This is a genomic window from Aromatoleum sp. (assembly GCF_035254505.1).
Lineage (GTDB): Bacteria > Pseudomonadota > Gammaproteobacteria > Burkholderiales > Rhodocyclaceae > Aromatoleum.
The window spans coordinates 1-16,234 of record NZ_DATFAO010000056.1; the positions used below are offsets into that span (position 1 = coordinate 1).

The 16,234-nt window shown below is 65.3% G+C and carries 14 protein-coding genes, 1 tRNA gene and 1 pseudogene; 9 read left to right on the plus strand and 7 right to left on the minus strand.

The genetic code is table 11. The features are described from left to right. Window positions 1–114: pseudogene (locus tag VJ673_RS11120) on the minus strand (acetyl-CoA carboxylase carboxyl transferase subunit alpha); the annotation flags it as partial. A 437-nt stretch (window positions 115–551) separates the two neighbouring features. Here VJ673_RS11120 and VJ673_RS11125 point away from each other — a divergent pair. After that, window positions 552–1,883 carry a hemolysin family protein gene (locus VJ673_RS11125; protein WP_324126168.1) on the plus strand — a complete coding sequence of 444 codons (1,332 nt, stop codon included), beginning with the start codon at window positions 552–554 and terminating at the stop codon, window positions 1,881–1,883. Window positions 1,884–1,926: 43 nt separating this feature from the next. After that, the gene (locus VJ673_RS11130; RefSeq protein WP_324126169.1) at window positions 1,927–4,581 is read left to right on the plus strand and encodes a cation-translocating P-type ATPase; all 2,655 of its coding nucleotides are present in this window, start codon (window positions 1,927–1,929) and stop codon (window positions 4,579–4,581) included. A gap of 81 nt (window positions 4,582–4,662) precedes the next feature. Here the strand turns inward: VJ673_RS11130 and VJ673_RS11135 are convergent, their stop codons facing one another. From VJ673_RS11135 to VJ673_RS11145, 3 genes are all read right to left on the minus strand, one after another. Further along, a complete protein-coding gene (locus tag VJ673_RS11135) occupies window positions 4,663–5,328 on the minus strand; it encodes a Bax inhibitor-1/YccA family protein (protein ID WP_324126170.1) in 666 nt (221 codons plus the stop codon). 29 nt (window positions 5,329–5,357) lie between these two features. After that, the gene (locus VJ673_RS11140; RefSeq protein WP_324126171.1) at window positions 5,358–5,708 is read right to left on the minus strand and encodes an HPF/RaiA family ribosome-associated protein; all 351 of its coding nucleotides are present in this window, start codon (window positions 5,706–5,708) and stop codon (window positions 5,358–5,360) included. A gap of 293 nt (window positions 5,709–6,001) precedes the next feature. Beyond that, a tRNA-Leu gene (locus tag VJ673_RS11145) sits at window positions 6,002–6,086 on the minus strand. 47 nt (window positions 6,087–6,133) lie between these two features. Here VJ673_RS11145 and queA point away from each other — a divergent pair. The 6 genes from queA (at window position 6,134) to VJ673_RS11175 (ending at window position 12,235) form a co-directional block, all read left to right on the plus strand. Continuing rightward, window positions 6,134–7,171: a tRNA preQ1(34) S-adenosylmethionine ribosyltransferase-isomerase QueA gene (gene queA, locus VJ673_RS11150; RefSeq protein ID WP_324126172.1), complete on the plus strand. Its 1,038-nt coding sequence runs from the start codon at window positions 6,134–6,136 to the stop codon at window positions 7,169–7,171. After that, complete coding sequence (gene tgt, locus VJ673_RS11155) at window positions 7,161–8,273, plus strand: tRNA guanosine(34) transglycosylase Tgt (RefSeq protein ID WP_324126173.1); 1,113 nt, start codon at window positions 7,161–7,163, stop codon at window positions 8,271–8,273. Before queA ends, tgt begins: the two co-directional genes overlap by 11 nt. 77 nt (window positions 8,274–8,350) lie before the next feature. Further along, complete coding sequence (gene yajC / locus VJ673_RS11160; RefSeq protein WP_324126174.1) at window positions 8,351–8,677, plus strand: preprotein translocase subunit YajC; 327 nt, start codon at window positions 8,351–8,353, stop codon at window positions 8,675–8,677. Between the two features lie 80 nt (window positions 8,678–8,757). Beyond that, window positions 8,758–10,620 carry a protein translocase subunit SecD gene (secD, locus tag VJ673_RS11165; RefSeq protein WP_324126175.1) on the plus strand — a complete coding sequence of 621 codons (1,863 nt, stop codon included), beginning with the start codon at window positions 8,758–8,760 and terminating at the stop codon, window positions 10,618–10,620. Between the two features lie 30 nt (window positions 10,621–10,650). Continuing rightward, a complete protein-coding gene (gene secF / locus VJ673_RS11170; protein ID WP_324126176.1) occupies window positions 10,651–11,583 on the plus strand; it encodes a protein translocase subunit SecF in 933 nt (310 codons plus the stop codon). Between the two features lie 31 nt (window positions 11,584–11,614). Then, window positions 11,615–12,235, plus strand: a complete 621-nt coding sequence (locus tag VJ673_RS11175; RefSeq protein WP_324126177.1) for a MarC family protein — start codon at window positions 11,615–11,617, stop codon at window positions 12,233–12,235. Window positions 12,236–12,324: 89 nt separating this feature from the next. Here the strand turns inward: VJ673_RS11175 and VJ673_RS11180 are convergent, their stop codons facing one another. After that, complete coding sequence (locus tag VJ673_RS11180; protein ID WP_324126178.1) at window positions 12,325–12,639, minus strand: DUF2322 family protein; 315 nt, start codon at window positions 12,637–12,639, stop codon at window positions 12,325–12,327. 74 nt (window positions 12,640–12,713) lie between these two features. Beyond that, complete coding sequence (purB, locus tag VJ673_RS11185) at window positions 12,714–14,081, minus strand: adenylosuccinate lyase (protein ID WP_324126179.1); 1,368 nt, start codon at window positions 14,079–14,081, stop codon at window positions 12,714–12,716. A gap of 139 nt (window positions 14,082–14,220) precedes the next feature. Between purB and apaG the strand changes: the two genes are divergently transcribed. Next, entirely contained in the window at window positions 14,221–14,604 is a 384-nt protein-coding gene (apaG, locus tag VJ673_RS11190) for a Co2+/Mg2+ efflux protein ApaG (protein WP_324126180.1), read from the plus strand. A 25-nt stretch (window positions 14,605–14,629) separates the two neighbouring features. Here apaG and VJ673_RS11195 read toward each other — a convergent pair whose 3' ends face one another. After that, window positions 14,630–16,147, minus strand: coding sequence for a PAS domain S-box protein (locus VJ673_RS11195; protein WP_324126181.1), 1,518 nt, complete (start codon window positions 16,145–16,147; stop codon window positions 14,630–14,632). Window positions 16,148–16,234: the final 87 nt, after the last annotated feature.

Below are 16,234 nucleotides of genomic sequence, written 5' to 3' on the forward strand. Positions count from 1 at the left end.
GGCGATCTCCTCCGAGATATCCACCGCCGAGTCGTCCTGCACGAACCGCAACTTCTCGATCTTCGCTTCGAGATCGGCAACCGGCTGTTCGAAATCCAGAAAGGTGGTCTTCATCCGACCGTACTCAGTGAAAAAAACGCGACATTGTAACGCCTGATGAAGGTTTCCCGAGATCCCGTGCAGCAGGTACCGGTATCCGATAGGTGACAGGCCACGCCGCAGTAAGGCATGATGCAACGATCAGTCATCACCGGAAGGAGCTGCGGGGGCCATCATGTCTCCGCGCTATGAGTCGCCGACACACCCAGTTTCACCTTTCCGCCCCTCGTTTCGAGGGCATCCCGGAAGCGCAGACGCGCCACGGCCATCCCCGCTCCGCGGCTCCCGCCCGGCATCAGCGGCGCATTCCCGCCGCCTCGCGCCACGCCCTTCCCGCTGCGCACCATCCTTCCCGGTCGCTCAGCAATCGTCTTCGGCGGCCTCTTGCCGCCCGCTCCGCCATGCGCCGTGCAGCCCGCCTGCCCGCGCCCGGCGCCGCCCGCTAAGCAAACATGGAAATCATCCTCCTGGTCGCCCTGATCCTGGTCAACGGGGTCTTCGCCATGTCCGAGATCGCCCTCGTCACGGCCAAACGCGCCCGCCTCGCACGCCTCGCCGAAGACGGCGATCCTGCGGCGGCCGTCGCGATGAAGCTGGGCGAGGAACCGACGCGCTTCCTCTCCACGATCCAGATCGGCATCACCTCGATCGGCATCCTCAACGGGATCGTCGGCGAGGCCGCACTCGCCGACCCGCTCTCCGGCTGGCTGCAGCAGCTCGGCCTCGCCCAACGGCCGAGCGAGATCACCTCGACCGTGCTCGCCGTGGTCGCCATCACCTACATCTCGATCGTCGTCGGCGAACTGGTGCCCAAGCGCATCGGGCAGATCAACCCGGAAGGCATCGCCCGCCTCGTCGCGCGCCCGATGAACGCGCTCGCGATCGGCTCGCGGCCTTTCGTGCGCCTGCTCATGTGGTCGACGTCGATGCTGCTCACGCTGCTCGGCAAGCGTGACGAAGCGGCGCCGGGCGTCACCGAGGAAGAAATTCACGCATTGCTCGAGGAAGGCTCGGAAGCGGGCGTCATCGAGAAGAGCGAACACGAGATGGTGCGCAACGTGTTCCGCCTCGACGAACGCCAGATCGCCTCACTGATGGTGCCGCGCGCGGACGTCGTGTGGCTCGACATCCACCGCCCGCTCGACGAAAACCTTGCGCGCATGGCCGAATCGCAGCATTCGCGCTTTCCGGTATGCCGTGGCGGGCTCGACGACATCCTCGGCATCATCTCGTCGAAGCAGCTCTTCAACCAAACGCTCAAGGGCGGCAAGCCGGACCTGACGCAGCAGCTCGAACCGGCGATCTACGTCCCCGAATCGCTCACCGGCATGGAGTTGCTCGAACAGTTCCGCGCATCGAGCACGCACATGGTGTTCGTGATCGACGAATACGGCGAGATTCAGGGCGTCGTCACGCTGCAGGACGTGCTCGAAGCGGTCACTGGCGAGTTCCAGCCCCACAGCCTGGAAGAAGCCTGGGCCGTGCAGCGCGAGGACGGCTCGTGGCTGCTCGACGGCATGATCCCGGTGCCCGAACTGAAAGACCGTCTCGAACTGAAGACCGTCCCCGAAGAAGAAAAGGGCCGCTACCACACCTTGAGCGGCCTCGTGATGTGGATCTTGGGCCGGCTGCCGCACACAGGCGATGTGGCGACCTGGGAGGACTGGCGCCTCGAAGTCGTCGACCTCGACGGCAAGCGCATCGACAAGGTGCTCGCGAGCCGGATGCCCGAAACGGTGCAGACCGAGCCGGACAACCCGCCCGCGCCGGAGGCCGAGGCGTGACGGCGCCTGTCTGCCGCAACGGCGAACGCTCGCCTGGCGGGAGATGAGCGCCCGGCACGACTGGCACACGCTGAGCGCCGCCGAAGCGGCCTCGACCCTCGACGTCACTCCTGAATTAGGCCTCTCTGCCGAGGACGCGCTGACACGACTCGCGCGCTTCGGGCCGAACCGCCTCGCCGAGGCACCGACCCGCCCCGTGTGGCTGAAGTTCCTCGACCAGTTCCGCAACCTGCTGATCATCGTCTTGCTTTTCGCGGCGGTGCTGGCCTGGGCGGTCGGCGACCTCAAGGACACGATCGTCATCCTCATCGTCGTGCTCCTCAATGCGGGACTTGGCTTTCATCAGGAACATCGGGCGGAACAGACGATCGCCGCCCTGAAGGGCATGCTCGCCGCGCACGCACGCGTCCGTCGTGGCGGACTGCCCGCCGAGGTTGACGCCACGACCTTGGTCCCGGGCGACGTCGTCCTCCTCGAAGCCGGCGACCGAGTTCCGGCCGACGGCCGCATCCTCGTCGCCCACGCGCTAGAAGCCGACGAAGCGGCCCTGACCGGCGAGTCCCATCCCGTTGCGAAGATCGCCGCCCCGCTCGCGGCGCGGGAACTGCCGCTCGGCGATCGCGTGAACATGCTCTACATGAACACCGTCGTGACGCGCGGCCGCGCCGAAATGCTCGTCAGCGCCACCGGCATGGCTACGGAAACCGGTCAGCTTGCCGGCATGATCGCAAGCGCCCGCGAAAGCCCCACCCCGCTACAGCGCCAGCTCGACCTCCTCGGCAAGAAGCTCGCGGCGATCGCCGGCGCCGTCGTGCTGCTGATCCTCGTTCTCGACACCGCACGCGGCCTGCCCTGGATGCAGGCGGCAATGACCGGCGTCGCGCTCGCCGTCGCGGCGATCCCCGAAGGATTGCCCGCGGTCGTCACCGTGACGCTCGCCATCGGCATGTGGCGCATGGCGCAGAACCGAGCGATCCTACGCAAGCTCTCGGCCGTCGAGGCCCTCGGCTCGACCACCGTGATCTGCTCCGACAAGACCGGCACCTTGACGCTGAACCAGATGACGGCCCGGGCCGGGTGGTTCGCCGGCCGGCGTTTCGACGTCGCCGGCGAAGGCTACACGCTCGCAGGCGACATCACCGAACACGCACGCGAGGCCCTGCGCCCGCTGCTACTGCCGATGGCCCTGTGCACCGATTCGCGCGTCCGCGACGGCCAACTTGTCGGCGATCCAACCGAAGGCGCCTTATGGGTGCTTGCCTGCAAGGGGGGACTGGACTGCGCAGCTGAACAGGCGCACGCCCCGCGCATCGCCGAAATCCCGTTCGACTCCGCCCACAAGTTCATGGCGACCTTTCATCACGCCGGCGACAGCGTCGTGATGATGATCAAAGGCGCACCCGATGTACTGCTAGCACGCTCATCCCGCTGGCTCGCGGCGGGCGGCGAACGCGCACTCGACGACATCGCGCGGGGAAACATCCGCGACGAAAACGAACGCCTGGCCAGTGCTGCGCTACGCGTTCTGTCGGTCGCACAACGCGAGATCCCGGCGAAGGACTTCGACCCGGCCGGCGACCTCTGGCAGTGGGCCGAAAACTGGACCTTCCTCGGCCTTGCGGGCCTGATGGACCCGCCCCGTCCCGAGGCCGCCGACGCAATCCGCCGCTGCCACGAAGCTGGCATCCGCGTGAAGATGATCACCGGGGATCATCGTGTCACCGCCGCCGCGATCGGCCGGGAACTGGGCCTCGTAGGCGAAGTGACCGACGGCGCGACGCTCGACCGCATGGACGACGACGCTCTCGCGCAGCGCATCGACGCGATCGACGTCTTCGCCCGCGTCTCGCCCGCCCACAAGGTCCGCATCGTCGCGGCGCTCAAGGCCCGCGGCCATGTCGTCGCGATGACCGGCGACGGCGTCAACGACGCTCCCGCCTTGAAGGCCGCCGACATCGGCATCGCCATGGGACGCACCGGCACTGCCGTCACGCGCGAAGCGGCGACGATGGTGCTCACCGACGACAACTTCGCGACGATCGAACGCGCCGTCGAGGAAGGCCGCGTCATCTACGACAACATCGTCAAGTTCGTGCGCTTCCAGCTGTCGACCAACATCGGCGCGATCCTCACGGTGCTTGCCGCAACGCTCACCGGCCTGCCCACGCCCTTCTCCGCGATCCAGCTACTGTGGATCAACATCATCATGGACGGCCCGCCCGCGATGACGCTCGGCCTCGAACCTGCGCGCTCCGGCATCATGCGCGCGCCGCCCCGCCCGCCGGGCACGTCGATCCTCGGCCTGCCCCGCCTCTTCCGGCTCGCCCTCTATGGCGCGACGATGATGGTCGGCACCTTGTGGCTCTTCAGCGAGGGCCTCGCCTCGCACGACCATCGCTACGCGCTGACACTTGCCTTCACGACCTTCGTGCTGTTCCAGTTCTTCAACGTCTTCAACGCCCGCAGCGAATTCGGCACTGCCTTCAACCGCCAGTTCCTCGCCAACGGACAGCTGTGGCTCGTCCTCGCCGGCGTCCTCGCGCTGCAGGTGCTGGTCGTCAATTGGCCGCCCGCCCAGCAGCTCTTCGGCACCACTACCCTGCACTGGCAGGACTGGCTGCGCGCAATGCTCGCTGCCTCCTCGGTCCTCTTCCTCGACGAAGGCCGGAAGCTCGCGCTACGCCTCTTCCGCGGCTGATTCAACGCGCAAAGAAAACGGGGCGACCGCTTGCGCGAATCGCCCCGTCCTGCCTTCAAGCGCCCTCGCGGACGCCGCCGCTCAGTCGTCGTTGAGCACGCCCAGCAATTGCAGCAGGCTGGTGAAGAGGTTGTAGATCGACACGTACAGCGACACCGTCGCCATCACGTAGTTGGTCTCACCGCCGTGGATGATGTTGCTGGTCTCGAACAGGATCATCCCGGACATCAGCAGCACGAACATCGCCGACACCGCGAGCGACAGGCCCGGCATCTGGAAGAAGATCGCACCGAGGCCAGCCAGGAACGCGACGAGCACACCCACGAACAGGAAGCCGCCCATGAAGGAGAAGTCCTTCTTCGTGGTCAGCGCGTACGCCGACAAACCGAGGAAGATCGCCGCCGTGCCGCCCATCGCCTGCATCACGATCTGGTCGCCGTTCGGCATCGCGAGGTATCGCGATACGATCGGCCCGAGCGTCAGACCCATGAAGCCGGTCAGCGCGAACACGAACGCCACACCCAGCCCGCTGTTGCGGAACTTCGTCGTCAGGAACAGCAAGCCGAAGTAGCCGACCAGCGTGATGATCAGCCCCGGATGCGGCAACCCGAGGGCCACCGACAATCCGGCGGTCAGCGCCGAAAACGCCAGCGTCGCCGCCAGCAGCGTGTAGGTGTTGCGGATGACCCGATTCGTCGCCAGGACCGAAGTCTCGACGCGCGGCATTGTTGCGATACGGTTTTCCATCAATCCCTCCTCAACTCAGAAAGCGGTGATCAGGTCGCGGGCACCACTTCGGCCAGCACGGCCGTGTCCCGCACGGGCCGACGACTGCGCCCCAGACGGCGTACCAGCACGTGGGCGACCCGCTCTGCGGCCCGGTCAATCGCCGAACGCAGCTCCATCTCGGTGATCGCGAAAATGACATCCGGCCGGTTGCGAAGCCGCAGTTGTACCACACAACGCTTATCGACACCGCCGCGCGGACCGTTCACGTCTGCCAGTTTGACCCTCGCCCACTGGATGTGATCCCGGAATCGCCCGATTGCGAATCCCATGCGCCGCACGACGTAGTCACGCAGCGTGGCCGGAGCCTCGACACCATTGCATTGCAGATCGATACGCATGAGCACCTCCCGAACATTGGAATATGCCGGCCAACCGGCATCACCAGCATGGTAGGGAAGTGATGACTCCTAAAAAACACACATTGCACTGAGTTTTACTCAGTTTTATCCGAACTTGAAATCAAACCGATGCGGCCGATGTCCTAAGAACCGGATAGGCAACGGGCAGCTCAGCACGGACTGGCAGCGCCGGAATACATGGGAAAGCGGGAACGGAAAGCGACAGGCGGCAGGACGGGGGGCAACTCTGCTAGAATCCGCCGCTTTATCGCGGCGCTCCGCCTGTGGAGCCCTGGTGCCGGGAGAGGGACTCGAACCCTCACACCTTGCGGCGGCGGATTTTGAATCCGCTGCGTCTACCGATTTCGCCATCCCGGCCGGGAAGCGCCGCATTATCCACGAAACTCCCCACGAGCGGCAAGCACATGCCTCTTACATTAGACGATTTCGATTATCTGCTGCCTCCGGAGCAGATCGCCCAAGCGCCCCTGGCCGATCGCAGCGCGAGCCGCCTACTGGTGCTCGACGACGGCGAACTGCTCGATCGCCACTTTTCGAACCTCCCCCAGTACCTCCGCCCGGGCGACCTGCTCGTCTTCAATGACACGCGCGTGATCCACGCGCGTCTGTATGGCGTCAAGGAAACCGGAGGCCAGGTCGAGGTTCTGATTGAACGCGCCGTCGGATCGCACGAAGCGCTCGCCCAGGTGCGCGCCAGCAAGTCGCCGAAGCCGGGCTCAGTGCTGCGTCTTGCCGACGCCTTCGATGTGACCGTGCTCGGCCGCGTCGGCGAATTCTTCCACCTGCGCTTTCCCGCCGGAGAAGATCTCTACGCATTGCTGGAACGCCACGGCAAGCTGCCGCTGCCGCCGTACATCGAGCGCGCCGCCGACGACCACGACGAGACCCGCTACCAGACGGTCTATGCGCGCGAACCCGGCTCGGTCGCGGCCCCCACGGCTGGTTTGCACTTCGACCAGAAGATGCTCCTCACGCTCGAAAAGATGGGGGTGCGAGGCGCCTGGCTCACGCTGCACGTCGGCGCCGGCACCTTCCAGCCCGTGCGCGTGAACGATCTCGGCGAGCACCGCATGCACCGCGAGCGCTACCTGATTCCGCAGAACACCGTCGACGCCATCGCCGCCACGCGTGCCGCGGGGGGACGCGTGATCGCGGTCGGCACCACCAGCCTGCGCGCGCTCGAAGGCGCCGGCCAGGACGGCACGCTCAGCGCCGGGACCGGCGAGACCGAACTCTTCATCCTGCCCGGCTATCGCTTCCAGGTCGCCGACGCGCTGATCACCAACTTCCACCTGCCGAAGTCGACCCTGCTGATGCTCGTGTCCGCCTTCGCCGGCCTGGATCCCATCCGTCGCGCCTACGCCCACGCGGTGCGCGAGAATTATCGATTCTTCAGCTATGGTGATGCGATGTTCATCACCCGCCGCCACGATGCAATTTGACCTGATCACCCAGGACGGCGCCGCCCGCCGCGGCCGTCTCACCCTCGCTCACGGCGTCGTCGAGACCCCGGTCTTCATGCCGGTCGGCACCTACGGCACCGTCAAGGCGATGACGCCGACCGCGCTTGCCGACGTCGGCGCGCAGATCTGCCTCGGCAACACCTTCCACCTGTGGCTGCGCCCCGGCCTCGAAGTCGTCGCGGCCCACGGCGGCCTGCACGGCTTCATGGGTTGGGACAAGCCGATCCTCACCGACTCCGGCGGCTTCCAGGTGTTCAGCCTGGGCGCGCTGCGCAAGATCAGCGAGGAAGGCGTCAAGTTCGCCTCGCCGATCGACGGCGCGAAACTCTTCCTGACGCCCGAGATCTCGATGCAGATCCAGCACACGCTGAACTCGGACGTCGTGATGATCTTCGACGAATGTACCCCCTACCCTGCGACCCGAGACGAGGCGGCGAAGTCGATGCGCCTGTCGCAGCGCTGGGCGAAACGCTCGCGCGACGAATTCGACCGCCTGCAAAACGCCAACGCGCTGTTCGGCATCGTCCAGGGCGGCATGTACGAGGACCTGCGTGACGAGTCGCTCGCCGCCCTCGAAGAGATCGGCTTCCACGGCTACGCGATCGGCGGCTTGTCGGTCGGCGAACCGAAGGAAGACATGGAGCGCATCCTCGCCCACACCGCGCCGCGACTGCCTGTAAACAAACCGCGCTACCTGATGGGTGTCGGCACGCCGGAGGACATCGTCGCTGGCGTCGCTGCCGGCATCGACATGTTCGACTGCGTGATGCCGACCCGCAACGCGCGCAACGGCTGGCTATTCACGCGCTTCGGCGACATCAAGATCAAGAACGCCACGCACAAGCAGGACACCCGCCCGCTCGACCCCTCGTGCGACTGCTACACCTGCACGAACTTCAGCCGCGCCTACCTGCACCACCTGCACCGCGCGGGCGAGATCCTCGGCAGCATGCTCAACACGATCCACAACCTGCGCTATTACCAGACGCTAACCGCCGAGCTGCGTGAAGCGATCGCCGCCGGCAATTTCGCCGACTACGTCGCCCGCTTCCGCAGCGAACGTGCGACCGGCACCGCATGACAAGCGCGCCGATGCGAAAAGCGGTAACGGCGCTGCTGCTATAATCGCGCGTTTATCGAAAACTTCCGGAGAGACCTTTGTTCATTTCCAATGCATACGCCCAGGCCGCGGCCGGCGGCGACCCGACCGGCGGCCTGATGGGCCTCGCGCCGCTGGTCCTGATGTTCATCGTCCTGTGGTTCCTGATGATCCGCCCGCAGATGAAGCGCGCCAAGGAGCACAAGACCATGGTCTCCGCGCTCGCGAAGGGCGATGAAGTCATCACCCAGGGCGGCATTGCCGGCCGCGTCACCAAAGTCGGCGACGCCTACCTGAACCTCGAGATCGCCGACAACGTCACCATCGTCGTGCAGAACCAGGCCGTCGTCACCGTGCTGCCGAAGGGCACGCTGAAGACCCTTTGAGGCCCGCGCGCAGTGCCGGCCTCGCCGGCGCTGCGCAATCCTGCCGTCACACCGCCTCCCTTTCCAGTTCCAGTCACCTCATGAATCGCTATCCGCTCTGGAAGAACATCCTCATTGGTCTGGTCCTGTTCTTCGGCCTGATCTACACCCTTCCCAACTTCTTCGGTGAAGTGCCCGCAGTTCAGGTCTCCAGCGGCAAAGCGACGCTCAAGCTCGACGCCGCCTCGCTCACCGGCAGCATCGAACAGGCCCTGCGTGACGCCCAGATCCAGTCGACCGGCCTCTTCGTCGACGCCAACAGCATCCGCGTGCGCGTCGCCGACACCGACACGCAGCTGCGCGCGAAGGACGCCATCGAAAAACGCCTGAACCCGGACCCGCGCGATCCATCCTACGTCGTCGCGCTGAACCTGCTGTCCGCATCGCCCACCTGGCTCACGGCGATCCATGCGCTGCCGATGTACCTCGGCCTCGACCTGCGCGGCGGCGTGCACTTCCTGCTCGAAGTCGACATGCCCGGCGCAGTCACCAAGCGCCTGGACGCGACCGCAGGCGACCTGCGCACCTTGCTGCGCGACAAGAACGTGCGCCACGCCGGGATCACGCGTGAAGGCAACAACGTCGTGCTGCGCTTCCGTGACGCCGGCCAGCGCGACGCTGCCCGCGGTGCAATCCAGGGGAGCACCGCCGACCTGCAACTCGCCGATCGCGACGACGCTGCCGACGACCTCAAGCTCATCGCGACGCTCTCGCAGGCGGCGCAGAAAAACATCCGCGACTTCGCGATCAAGCAGAACATCTCGACGCTGCACAACCGGATCAACGAACTCGGCGTCGCCGAACCGGTGATCCAGCAGCAGGGCCTCGACCGCATCGTCGTGCAATTGCCGGGCGTGCAGGACGTCGCCAAGGCCAAGGACATCCTCGGCCGCACCGCGACCCTCGAAGTGCGCCTCGTCGACGAAACCCCGGGCGCACTCGACGCGGCGCTCGCCGGCAACGTGCCCTTCGGCACCGAGCTCTACAAGGAACGTGGCGGCGCGCCCGTGCTCGTCAAGAACCAGGTCGTGCTCACGGGCGACCGTCTGACCGACGCACAGCCCGGCTTCGACGGCCAGTCGCACGAGCCGGCGGTGCACCTCACGCTCGACGCTGCCGGCAGCCGCATCTTCCGCGACGTCACGCGCGAGAACGTCGGCAAGCGCATGGCGATCCTGCTGATCGAAAAGGGCAAGGGCGAAGTCGTCACTGCCCCGGTGATCCGCACGGAAATCGGCGGCGGCCGCGTTCAGATTTCCGGCCGCATGACGACGCAGGAAGCGAGCGACGTCGCGCTGCTGCTGCGTGCCGGCAGCCTCGCCGCGCCGATGGAGATCATCGAGGAACGCACCATCGGCCCGAGCCTGGGCGCCGACAACATCGCGAAGGGCTTCCACTCCACGCTGTGGGGCTTCGTTGCGATCGCGACCTTCATGTGCATCTACTACGCGCTGTTCGGTTTCGTCTCGGTGATCGCACTCGCGGCCAACCTGCTGCTGCTCGTCGCCCTGCTGTCGCTGCTGCAGGCGACGCTGACGCTACCCGGCATCGCGGCGATGGCGCTGACCCTCGGCATGGCGATCGACGCCAACGTGCTGATCAACGAGCGCATCCGCGAAGAACTCCGCAACGGCGTCTCGCCGCAGGCCGCGATCCACGCCGGTTACGAGCGCGCCTTCGACACGATTCTCGACTCCAACATCACGACGCTGATCGCCGGCATCGCCCTGCTCGTCTTCGGTTCCGGCCCGGTGCGCGGCTTCGCCGTCGTGCACTGCCTGGGCATCCTGACCTCGATGTTCAGCGCAATTCTCGTGTCGCGGATGCTGGTGAACCTGATCTACGGACGTCGCCGCAAAGTCGAATCCCTGGCCATCGGCCAGGTGTGGAAGCCGGGCAACTGATCGCGACGCATGCAAGGACAAGGTTGAAAAATGGAATTTTTCCGCATCAAGAAAGACATCCCGTTCATGCGCCATGCGCTGACGTTCAACATCATTTCGTTGATCACGTTCGTGCTGGCAGTGTTCTTCCTGACGACGCGCGGCCTGCACCTGTCGGTCGAATTCACCGGCGGCACGCTGATCGAAGTCACTTATGCCGAGGCGCCGCAGCTCGAGCCGATCCGCAACGCACTCAACGCCGCCGGCTACCCGGACGCCCAGGTGCAGAACTTCGGCAGTGCGCGCGACGTGCTGATCCGCCTGCCCAACCGTGAGGATCTCGACACCAACAGCGTCTCGGGCCGCACGATGGCGACGCTGCAATCAGTCGGCGGTCCTGCGCCCGAGCTGCGCCGTGTCGAATTCGTGGGCCCGCAGGTCGGCAAGGAGCTCGCCTCCGACGGCTCGATGGCGCTGCTGCTCGTGATTTTCGGCATCGTCGTCTATCTCGCGCTGCGCTTCGAATGGCGCTTCGCGGTGTCGGCGATCATCGCCAACCTGCACGACGTCGTGATCATCCTGGGCTTCTTCGCCTTCTTCCAGTGGGAATTCTCGCTGCCGGTGCTCGCCGCCGTGCTCGCCGTGCTGGGCTACTCGGTGAACGAATCGGTCGTTGTCTTCGACCGCGTGCGCGAAACCTTCAAGAAGAAGCGCAACCTCGCGACGCCCGAGATCCTTGACCACGCCATCACCTCGACCATCTCGCGGACGATCATCACGCACGGCTGCACGCAGATGATGGTGCTGGCGATGCTGCTCTTCGGCGGCGAGACCCTGCATTACTTCGCGATGGCGCTGACGATCGGCATTCTTTTCGGTATCTACTCCTCGGTGCTCGTCGCCAGCCCGCTCGTAATGTGGCTGGGCGTTTCGCGCGAGCAGTTCATGAAGCCCAAGAAGGAAAAGGAAGAGGCGGTCGTCTGACGGCCTTCTTCCCTACCCTGCCCCGCGCGCGATGAACGAGTTCCTGCAGGCCTTCGTCAGTCTCCTGGCGATCACGAACCCGATCATCGCCGCGCCGCTCTTCCTCGGCATCGTCGCCGGCATGCCGGTCGCGGGCAAACGCCGCGCGGCTGGTCAGGCCGCGATGGCCGTCCTGGCGATCCTTGCGGGCGCCGCGATCGGCGGACGCTACATCCTCGAACTTTTCGGCATCTCGCTCGATGCCTTCCGCACCGCCGGCGGCCTCGTCATCATCCTCGTCGGCCTCGAGATGCTGCGGGGCAGCCCGAGCGAGATCCAGCGCGACGAAGCCTCTCCCGACGACGCACAGGACCGCATCGTCGTCCCCTTCGCGATGCCGCTGGTGGCCGGCCCGGGGGCGATCACCACCGCGATCACGCTGTCGGTCGCCTACCCGTCGCGCCTCTACCTGCCGGTGATCGCGCTCTTCGCCTCCATCGCCACCGCCATCGTGCTGTGGCTCGTACTGCGCCTCGCACTCGTGCGCCAGCGCCTCGCGACACCGCGCGTCGAGCGCATCTTCACCCGCTTCATGGGCCTGATCCTGGTCGCCATCGGCTTCCAGATCGGCATGCTGGGCATCCGCGACTTCTTCGGCCTCGGCGGCAGCTGACCGCCCACCTCCAGCCCGTCAATTGACTGTCGTCCGGCTGAGCCCGCCATGGCCCCGCTGGCGCGGGGACAGCGCTCTTTCCTGACGGTTCAGACTGCGAACACCTGCTTCACGCGCAGCACTTCGCCTCGCTCGATCAATCCGATCAGCCGATCGATATTCGGATGCTTGCCCGGATTCGCGCGCGCATCCTCCGTGTGCTCCGCATACAGCTCAAGCCCCTTTTTCGCCGCCTCCGCGTTGATCGAGCCATAGAGCTGGGCGAGATGGTTGTAGACCGAGAGCGATCCCGCCTGGCCGGGCTTGTTCTCGATCGTCGCGACGACAGCCCCCTCCGAGTCCACGAGGTTCAAGGCCGCCAAATGGGACACTTTCGGCAGCTGCTTCAGATTGTCTGCAAACACTACTTCGACTCCTTCCTGGTATCAATGAAAACGCCACCCGCAGGTGGCGTCGCGATTCGATCCGAAGCGCCCGATCAGATGCGCTTCGCGAGTTCCACGGCCTTGCCGACGTAGCTCGCCGGCGTCATATCCAGCAGGCGCTGACGGTCCGCTTCGGGGATCGCCAGCGTGCGGATGAAGTCCTGCAGCGCTTCGCGGGTGATGCCCTTGCCGCGCGTCATCGCCTTCAGCTGCTCATACGGGTTCTCGATGCCGAAGCGGCGCATCACGGTCTGGACCGGCTCGGCCAGCACTTCCCATGCGTTGTCGAGATCCGCAGCGAGGCGAGCCGGATCAGCTTCGAGCTTGTTGAGGCCACGCAGGCAGGACTCAAGACCTAGCACGACGTGCCCAAAACCAACGCCCATGTTCCGAAGCACCGTCGAGTCGGTGAGATCGCGCTGCATGCGCGACACTGGCAGTTTCTCGGAGAAGTGGCGCAGCACGCCGTTCGCGATGCCGAAATTGCCTTCGGCGTTCTCGAAGTCGATCGGATTGACCTTGTGCGGCATCGTCGAGGAGCCGACTTCGCCTTCCTTCAGCTTCTGCTTGAAGTAGCCGAAGGAGATGTACATCCAGAGGTCGCGGCAGGCGTCGATCAGGATCGTGTTGCTGCGGGCGACCGCGTCGAAGAGCTCGGCCATCGCGTCGTGCGGCTCGATCTGGATTGTGTAGGGGTTGAATTCCAGTCCCAGCGACTCGATGAAGCGGCGGTTGAAGCCTTCCCAGTCGAACTCCGGCCAGGCCGACAGGTGGGCGTTGTAGTTGCCCACCGCGCCGTTGAATTTCGCGGTCAGCGACACGCCGGCGATCGCCGCGCGTACACGCAGCAGGCGGGCGGCGATGTTCGCCATTTCCTTGCCCAGCGTCGTCGGGCTCGCCGGTTGGCCATGCGTACGCGACAGCATCGGCAGTTCCGCGTGCTGGTGCGCGAGCTCACGGAAGCGGGCGATCACCTTGTCGAGCACGGGCAGCAGCACCGCGTCACGGCCTTCGCGCAGCATCAGCGCGTGGGAAGTGTTATTGATGTCTTCCGAGGTGCAGGCGAAATGGATGAACTCGGAGACCTTCGTAACTTCGGCGTTGTGGCCGAGACGCTTCTTCAGCCAGTACTCCATCGCCTTGACGTCGTGGTTCGTCGTCGCTTCGATGGCCTTCACGGCGGCGCTGTCTTCCGGGGCGAAGCCTGCCACGACCGCATCGAGCTCCGCGACGGTGGCGGGCGAGAACGGGGCGATTTCAGCAAGGCCGGCGTCCGCGGCGAGCGCCTTGAGCCATTCCACCTCGACCTTCACGCGATTGCGGATCAGGCCGTGCTCGGAAAAATGATCGCGCAGACCCGCTACCTTTTCGTGGTAGCGGCCGTCGAGCGGAGAAAGGGCGGTCAGAGGTGAAACGGACATAGCGGAATTTCCGGGCAAAAGTGTTATTTTACCCTCGCAGCGCGCCATCGAGCGAACGCCTGCTCCGACAGTCCCGCACTACCCGCCCGAGCGCGTGACGAAACTGCGCGCCGTCCCGAACGCAAAGAGAGACGAGGCAATGACCGACGCCGAAAAATACCGTATCCAAGTCGAAGCCAACGCCGAATTCGTCCCCGCCCAGTCGGCACCCGACGACGAACGCTATGTCTTCGCCTATCACATCACGATCACCAACACCGGCACCGCGACGGCCCAGCTGCTGACGCGTCACTGGATCATCACCGACAGCAACGGCAAGGTGCAGGAAGTCCGGGGCGAGGGCGTCATCGGCGAGCAGCCGGTACTTGCGCCGGGCGAAAATTTCTCCTACGCGAGCGGCTCAGTACTCGAAACCCCGGTCGGCACGATGCGCGGCAGTTACCAGATGGTCGGCGAGGACGGCCACCGCTTCGACGCCGATATTCCGACCTTCGTGCTCGCGATGCCGCGCGTGCTGCACTGACGCACCATCCCCGTTGCGCAAACGCTCAGTCCTGGTGCTGTAAAACGGGCAGCAGGACGGTGATCGCACAGCCTTCCCCGGGAGTCGACACGACCTTGACGTGGCCGTCGTAGACGTGGGCCACGCTATGCACGACCGCGAGGCCCATACCCGTCCCCTGGCCGATCTCCTTGGTCGTGAAGAAGGGTTCAAACAAGTGCAGCCGATATTCCGCCGATATGCCGACACCGTCGTCGGCGACCGTGATCGCGACGTAATCGCCGGAGAACTCCCGCCGGCACGAATCGCAGCATTCCGCAGGAGCAATTGACACGCGTCGCGCGGACAGGCGGATCGTTCCCTTACCGTTGACCGCATCGCGCGCGTTCATCAACAGGTTCATGACGATCTGATGCAGATGCGCCGGATCGAAGGACATGGCCGGCAGCGCCGGGTCGATGTCGGGAATCAGCGCGACGGTGTCGGGCAAGGTCGCGCGCAACAATCCGACGGCCTCGCGCCCGATATCCTCCAGCCGCGTGAGCCTCGGCTGGACGACGCCGCTGCGGCTGAAGTTCAGCAACTGATGTATCAAGTCGCGTGCGCGTGCCCCCGCGATGCGGATCTCGTCGATGTAGCTGGCCACCCGTGGCAGTCGCCCGTCCGCTTTCAACATACGCTCGGCTAGCTCGGAATAGCCGAGGATCGCAACGAGTACGTTATTGAAATCGTGCGCGATTCCCCCGGCAAGCGTCGCGACCAGTTCGATCCGCTCGAGACGCGCGACGCGCTCGAAGAGCGCGTGCCGGCGCCGCTCCTCCTCGCGCAGGGGCGTGATGTCCTCCTTCAGCGCGATGAAGTGCCGGATTTCGCCGAGCTCGTCGCGCACCGGGGACACCGAAACCGCCTCGCGGATGAGCCGGCCGTCCCGCGTGCGGTTCGACATTTCGCCGCGCCATACTTCTCCAGCCAGGATCGTCCGCCACAACGCCTCGTACTCCTCTCGCGGCGTCTCGCCCGACTTGAAGATGCTGGGACTGGCTCCCAGCAACTCCTCCTGGCTGTAGCCGTAGGCTTTGCAGCAGGCCGAATTGACGAATTCGATGCGTCCCGACGGGTCGGTCATGATCACCGCACAGCCCGACTGCGCGATGGCCTCGGCGAGCGTGCGATTGCGCCCTTCACTCAACCTCAAGGCTTCCTCGGCGAGCTTCATCGGCGTGATGTCGGAAAGCGTGGTGACGACACCGGCGATAGCGCCCCCGGCGTCGCAAATCGGCTGCGCACTGGCCTGGATCCACATCCGCTCGGTCCCACTGCCCAATGCCAGAACAACCGCCCGCTGAGCCTGGCCGCTGCGCAGCGTTGCCGCCGCCAATTTCTCTTCGGCGCCGTCAGTGCCGATCGTTGTGTCGAAATCCAGCATTCGGCGCGCTGCGGCGTTCGCGACAACGATCGCGCCCCTCCCGTCGCGCACAACCACCCCTTCGAGCATGGCATCGAATACGGGCTCCAGACTTCGGAGATCCGCCGGCTCCTTCAGGAAGCGTAGTCCTTCGATCATGATCCAACCCGCCCAGCTGAGTCCCGATTTACGCAATTTTCATGCGTCATGACTTTTGCGCAAATGTATCGCAACCGGTGGAAAATT

What these genes read in the sequence shown, in the direction of transcription:
- VJ673_RS11125 (WP_324126168.1), top strand. Translation starts at nt 552, where the DNA reads ATGGAAATCATCCTCCTGGTCGCCCTGATCCTGGTCAACGGGGTCTTC.
- VJ673_RS11130 (WP_324126169.1), top strand. Translation starts at nt 1,927, where the DNA reads ATGAGCGCCCGGCACGACTGGCACACGCTGAGCGCCGCCGAAGCGGCC.
- VJ673_RS11135 (WP_324126170.1), bottom strand. Translation starts at nt 5,328, where the DNA reads ATGGAAAACCGTATCGCAACAATGCCGCGCGTCGAGACTTCGGTCCTG.
- VJ673_RS11140 (WP_324126171.1), bottom strand. Translation starts at nt 5,708, where the DNA reads ATGCGTATCGATCTGCAATGCAATGGTGTCGAGGCTCCGGCCACGCTG.
- queA (WP_324126172.1), top strand. Translation starts at nt 6,134, where the DNA reads ATGCCTCTTACATTAGACGATTTCGATTATCTGCTGCCTCCGGAGCAG.
- tgt (WP_324126173.1), top strand. Translation starts at nt 7,161, where the DNA reads ATGCAATTTGACCTGATCACCCAGGACGGCGCCGCCCGCCGCGGCCGT.
- secD (WP_324126175.1), top strand. Translation starts at nt 8,758, where the DNA reads ATGAATCGCTATCCGCTCTGGAAGAACATCCTCATTGGTCTGGTCCTG.
- secF (WP_324126176.1), top strand. Translation starts at nt 10,651, where the DNA reads ATGGAATTTTTCCGCATCAAGAAAGACATCCCGTTCATGCGCCATGCG.
- VJ673_RS11175 (WP_324126177.1), top strand. Translation starts at nt 11,615, where the DNA reads ATGAACGAGTTCCTGCAGGCCTTCGTCAGTCTCCTGGCGATCACGAAC.
- purB (WP_324126179.1), bottom strand. Translation starts at nt 14,081, where the DNA reads ATGTCCGTTTCACCTCTGACCGCCCTTTCTCCGCTCGACGGCCGCTAC.
- apaG (WP_324126180.1), top strand. Translation starts at nt 14,221, where the DNA reads ATGACCGACGCCGAAAAATACCGTATCCAAGTCGAAGCCAACGCCGAA.
- VJ673_RS11195 (WP_324126181.1), bottom strand. Translation starts at nt 16,147, where the DNA reads ATGATCGAAGGACTACGCTTCCTGAAGGAGCCGGCGGATCTCCGAAGT.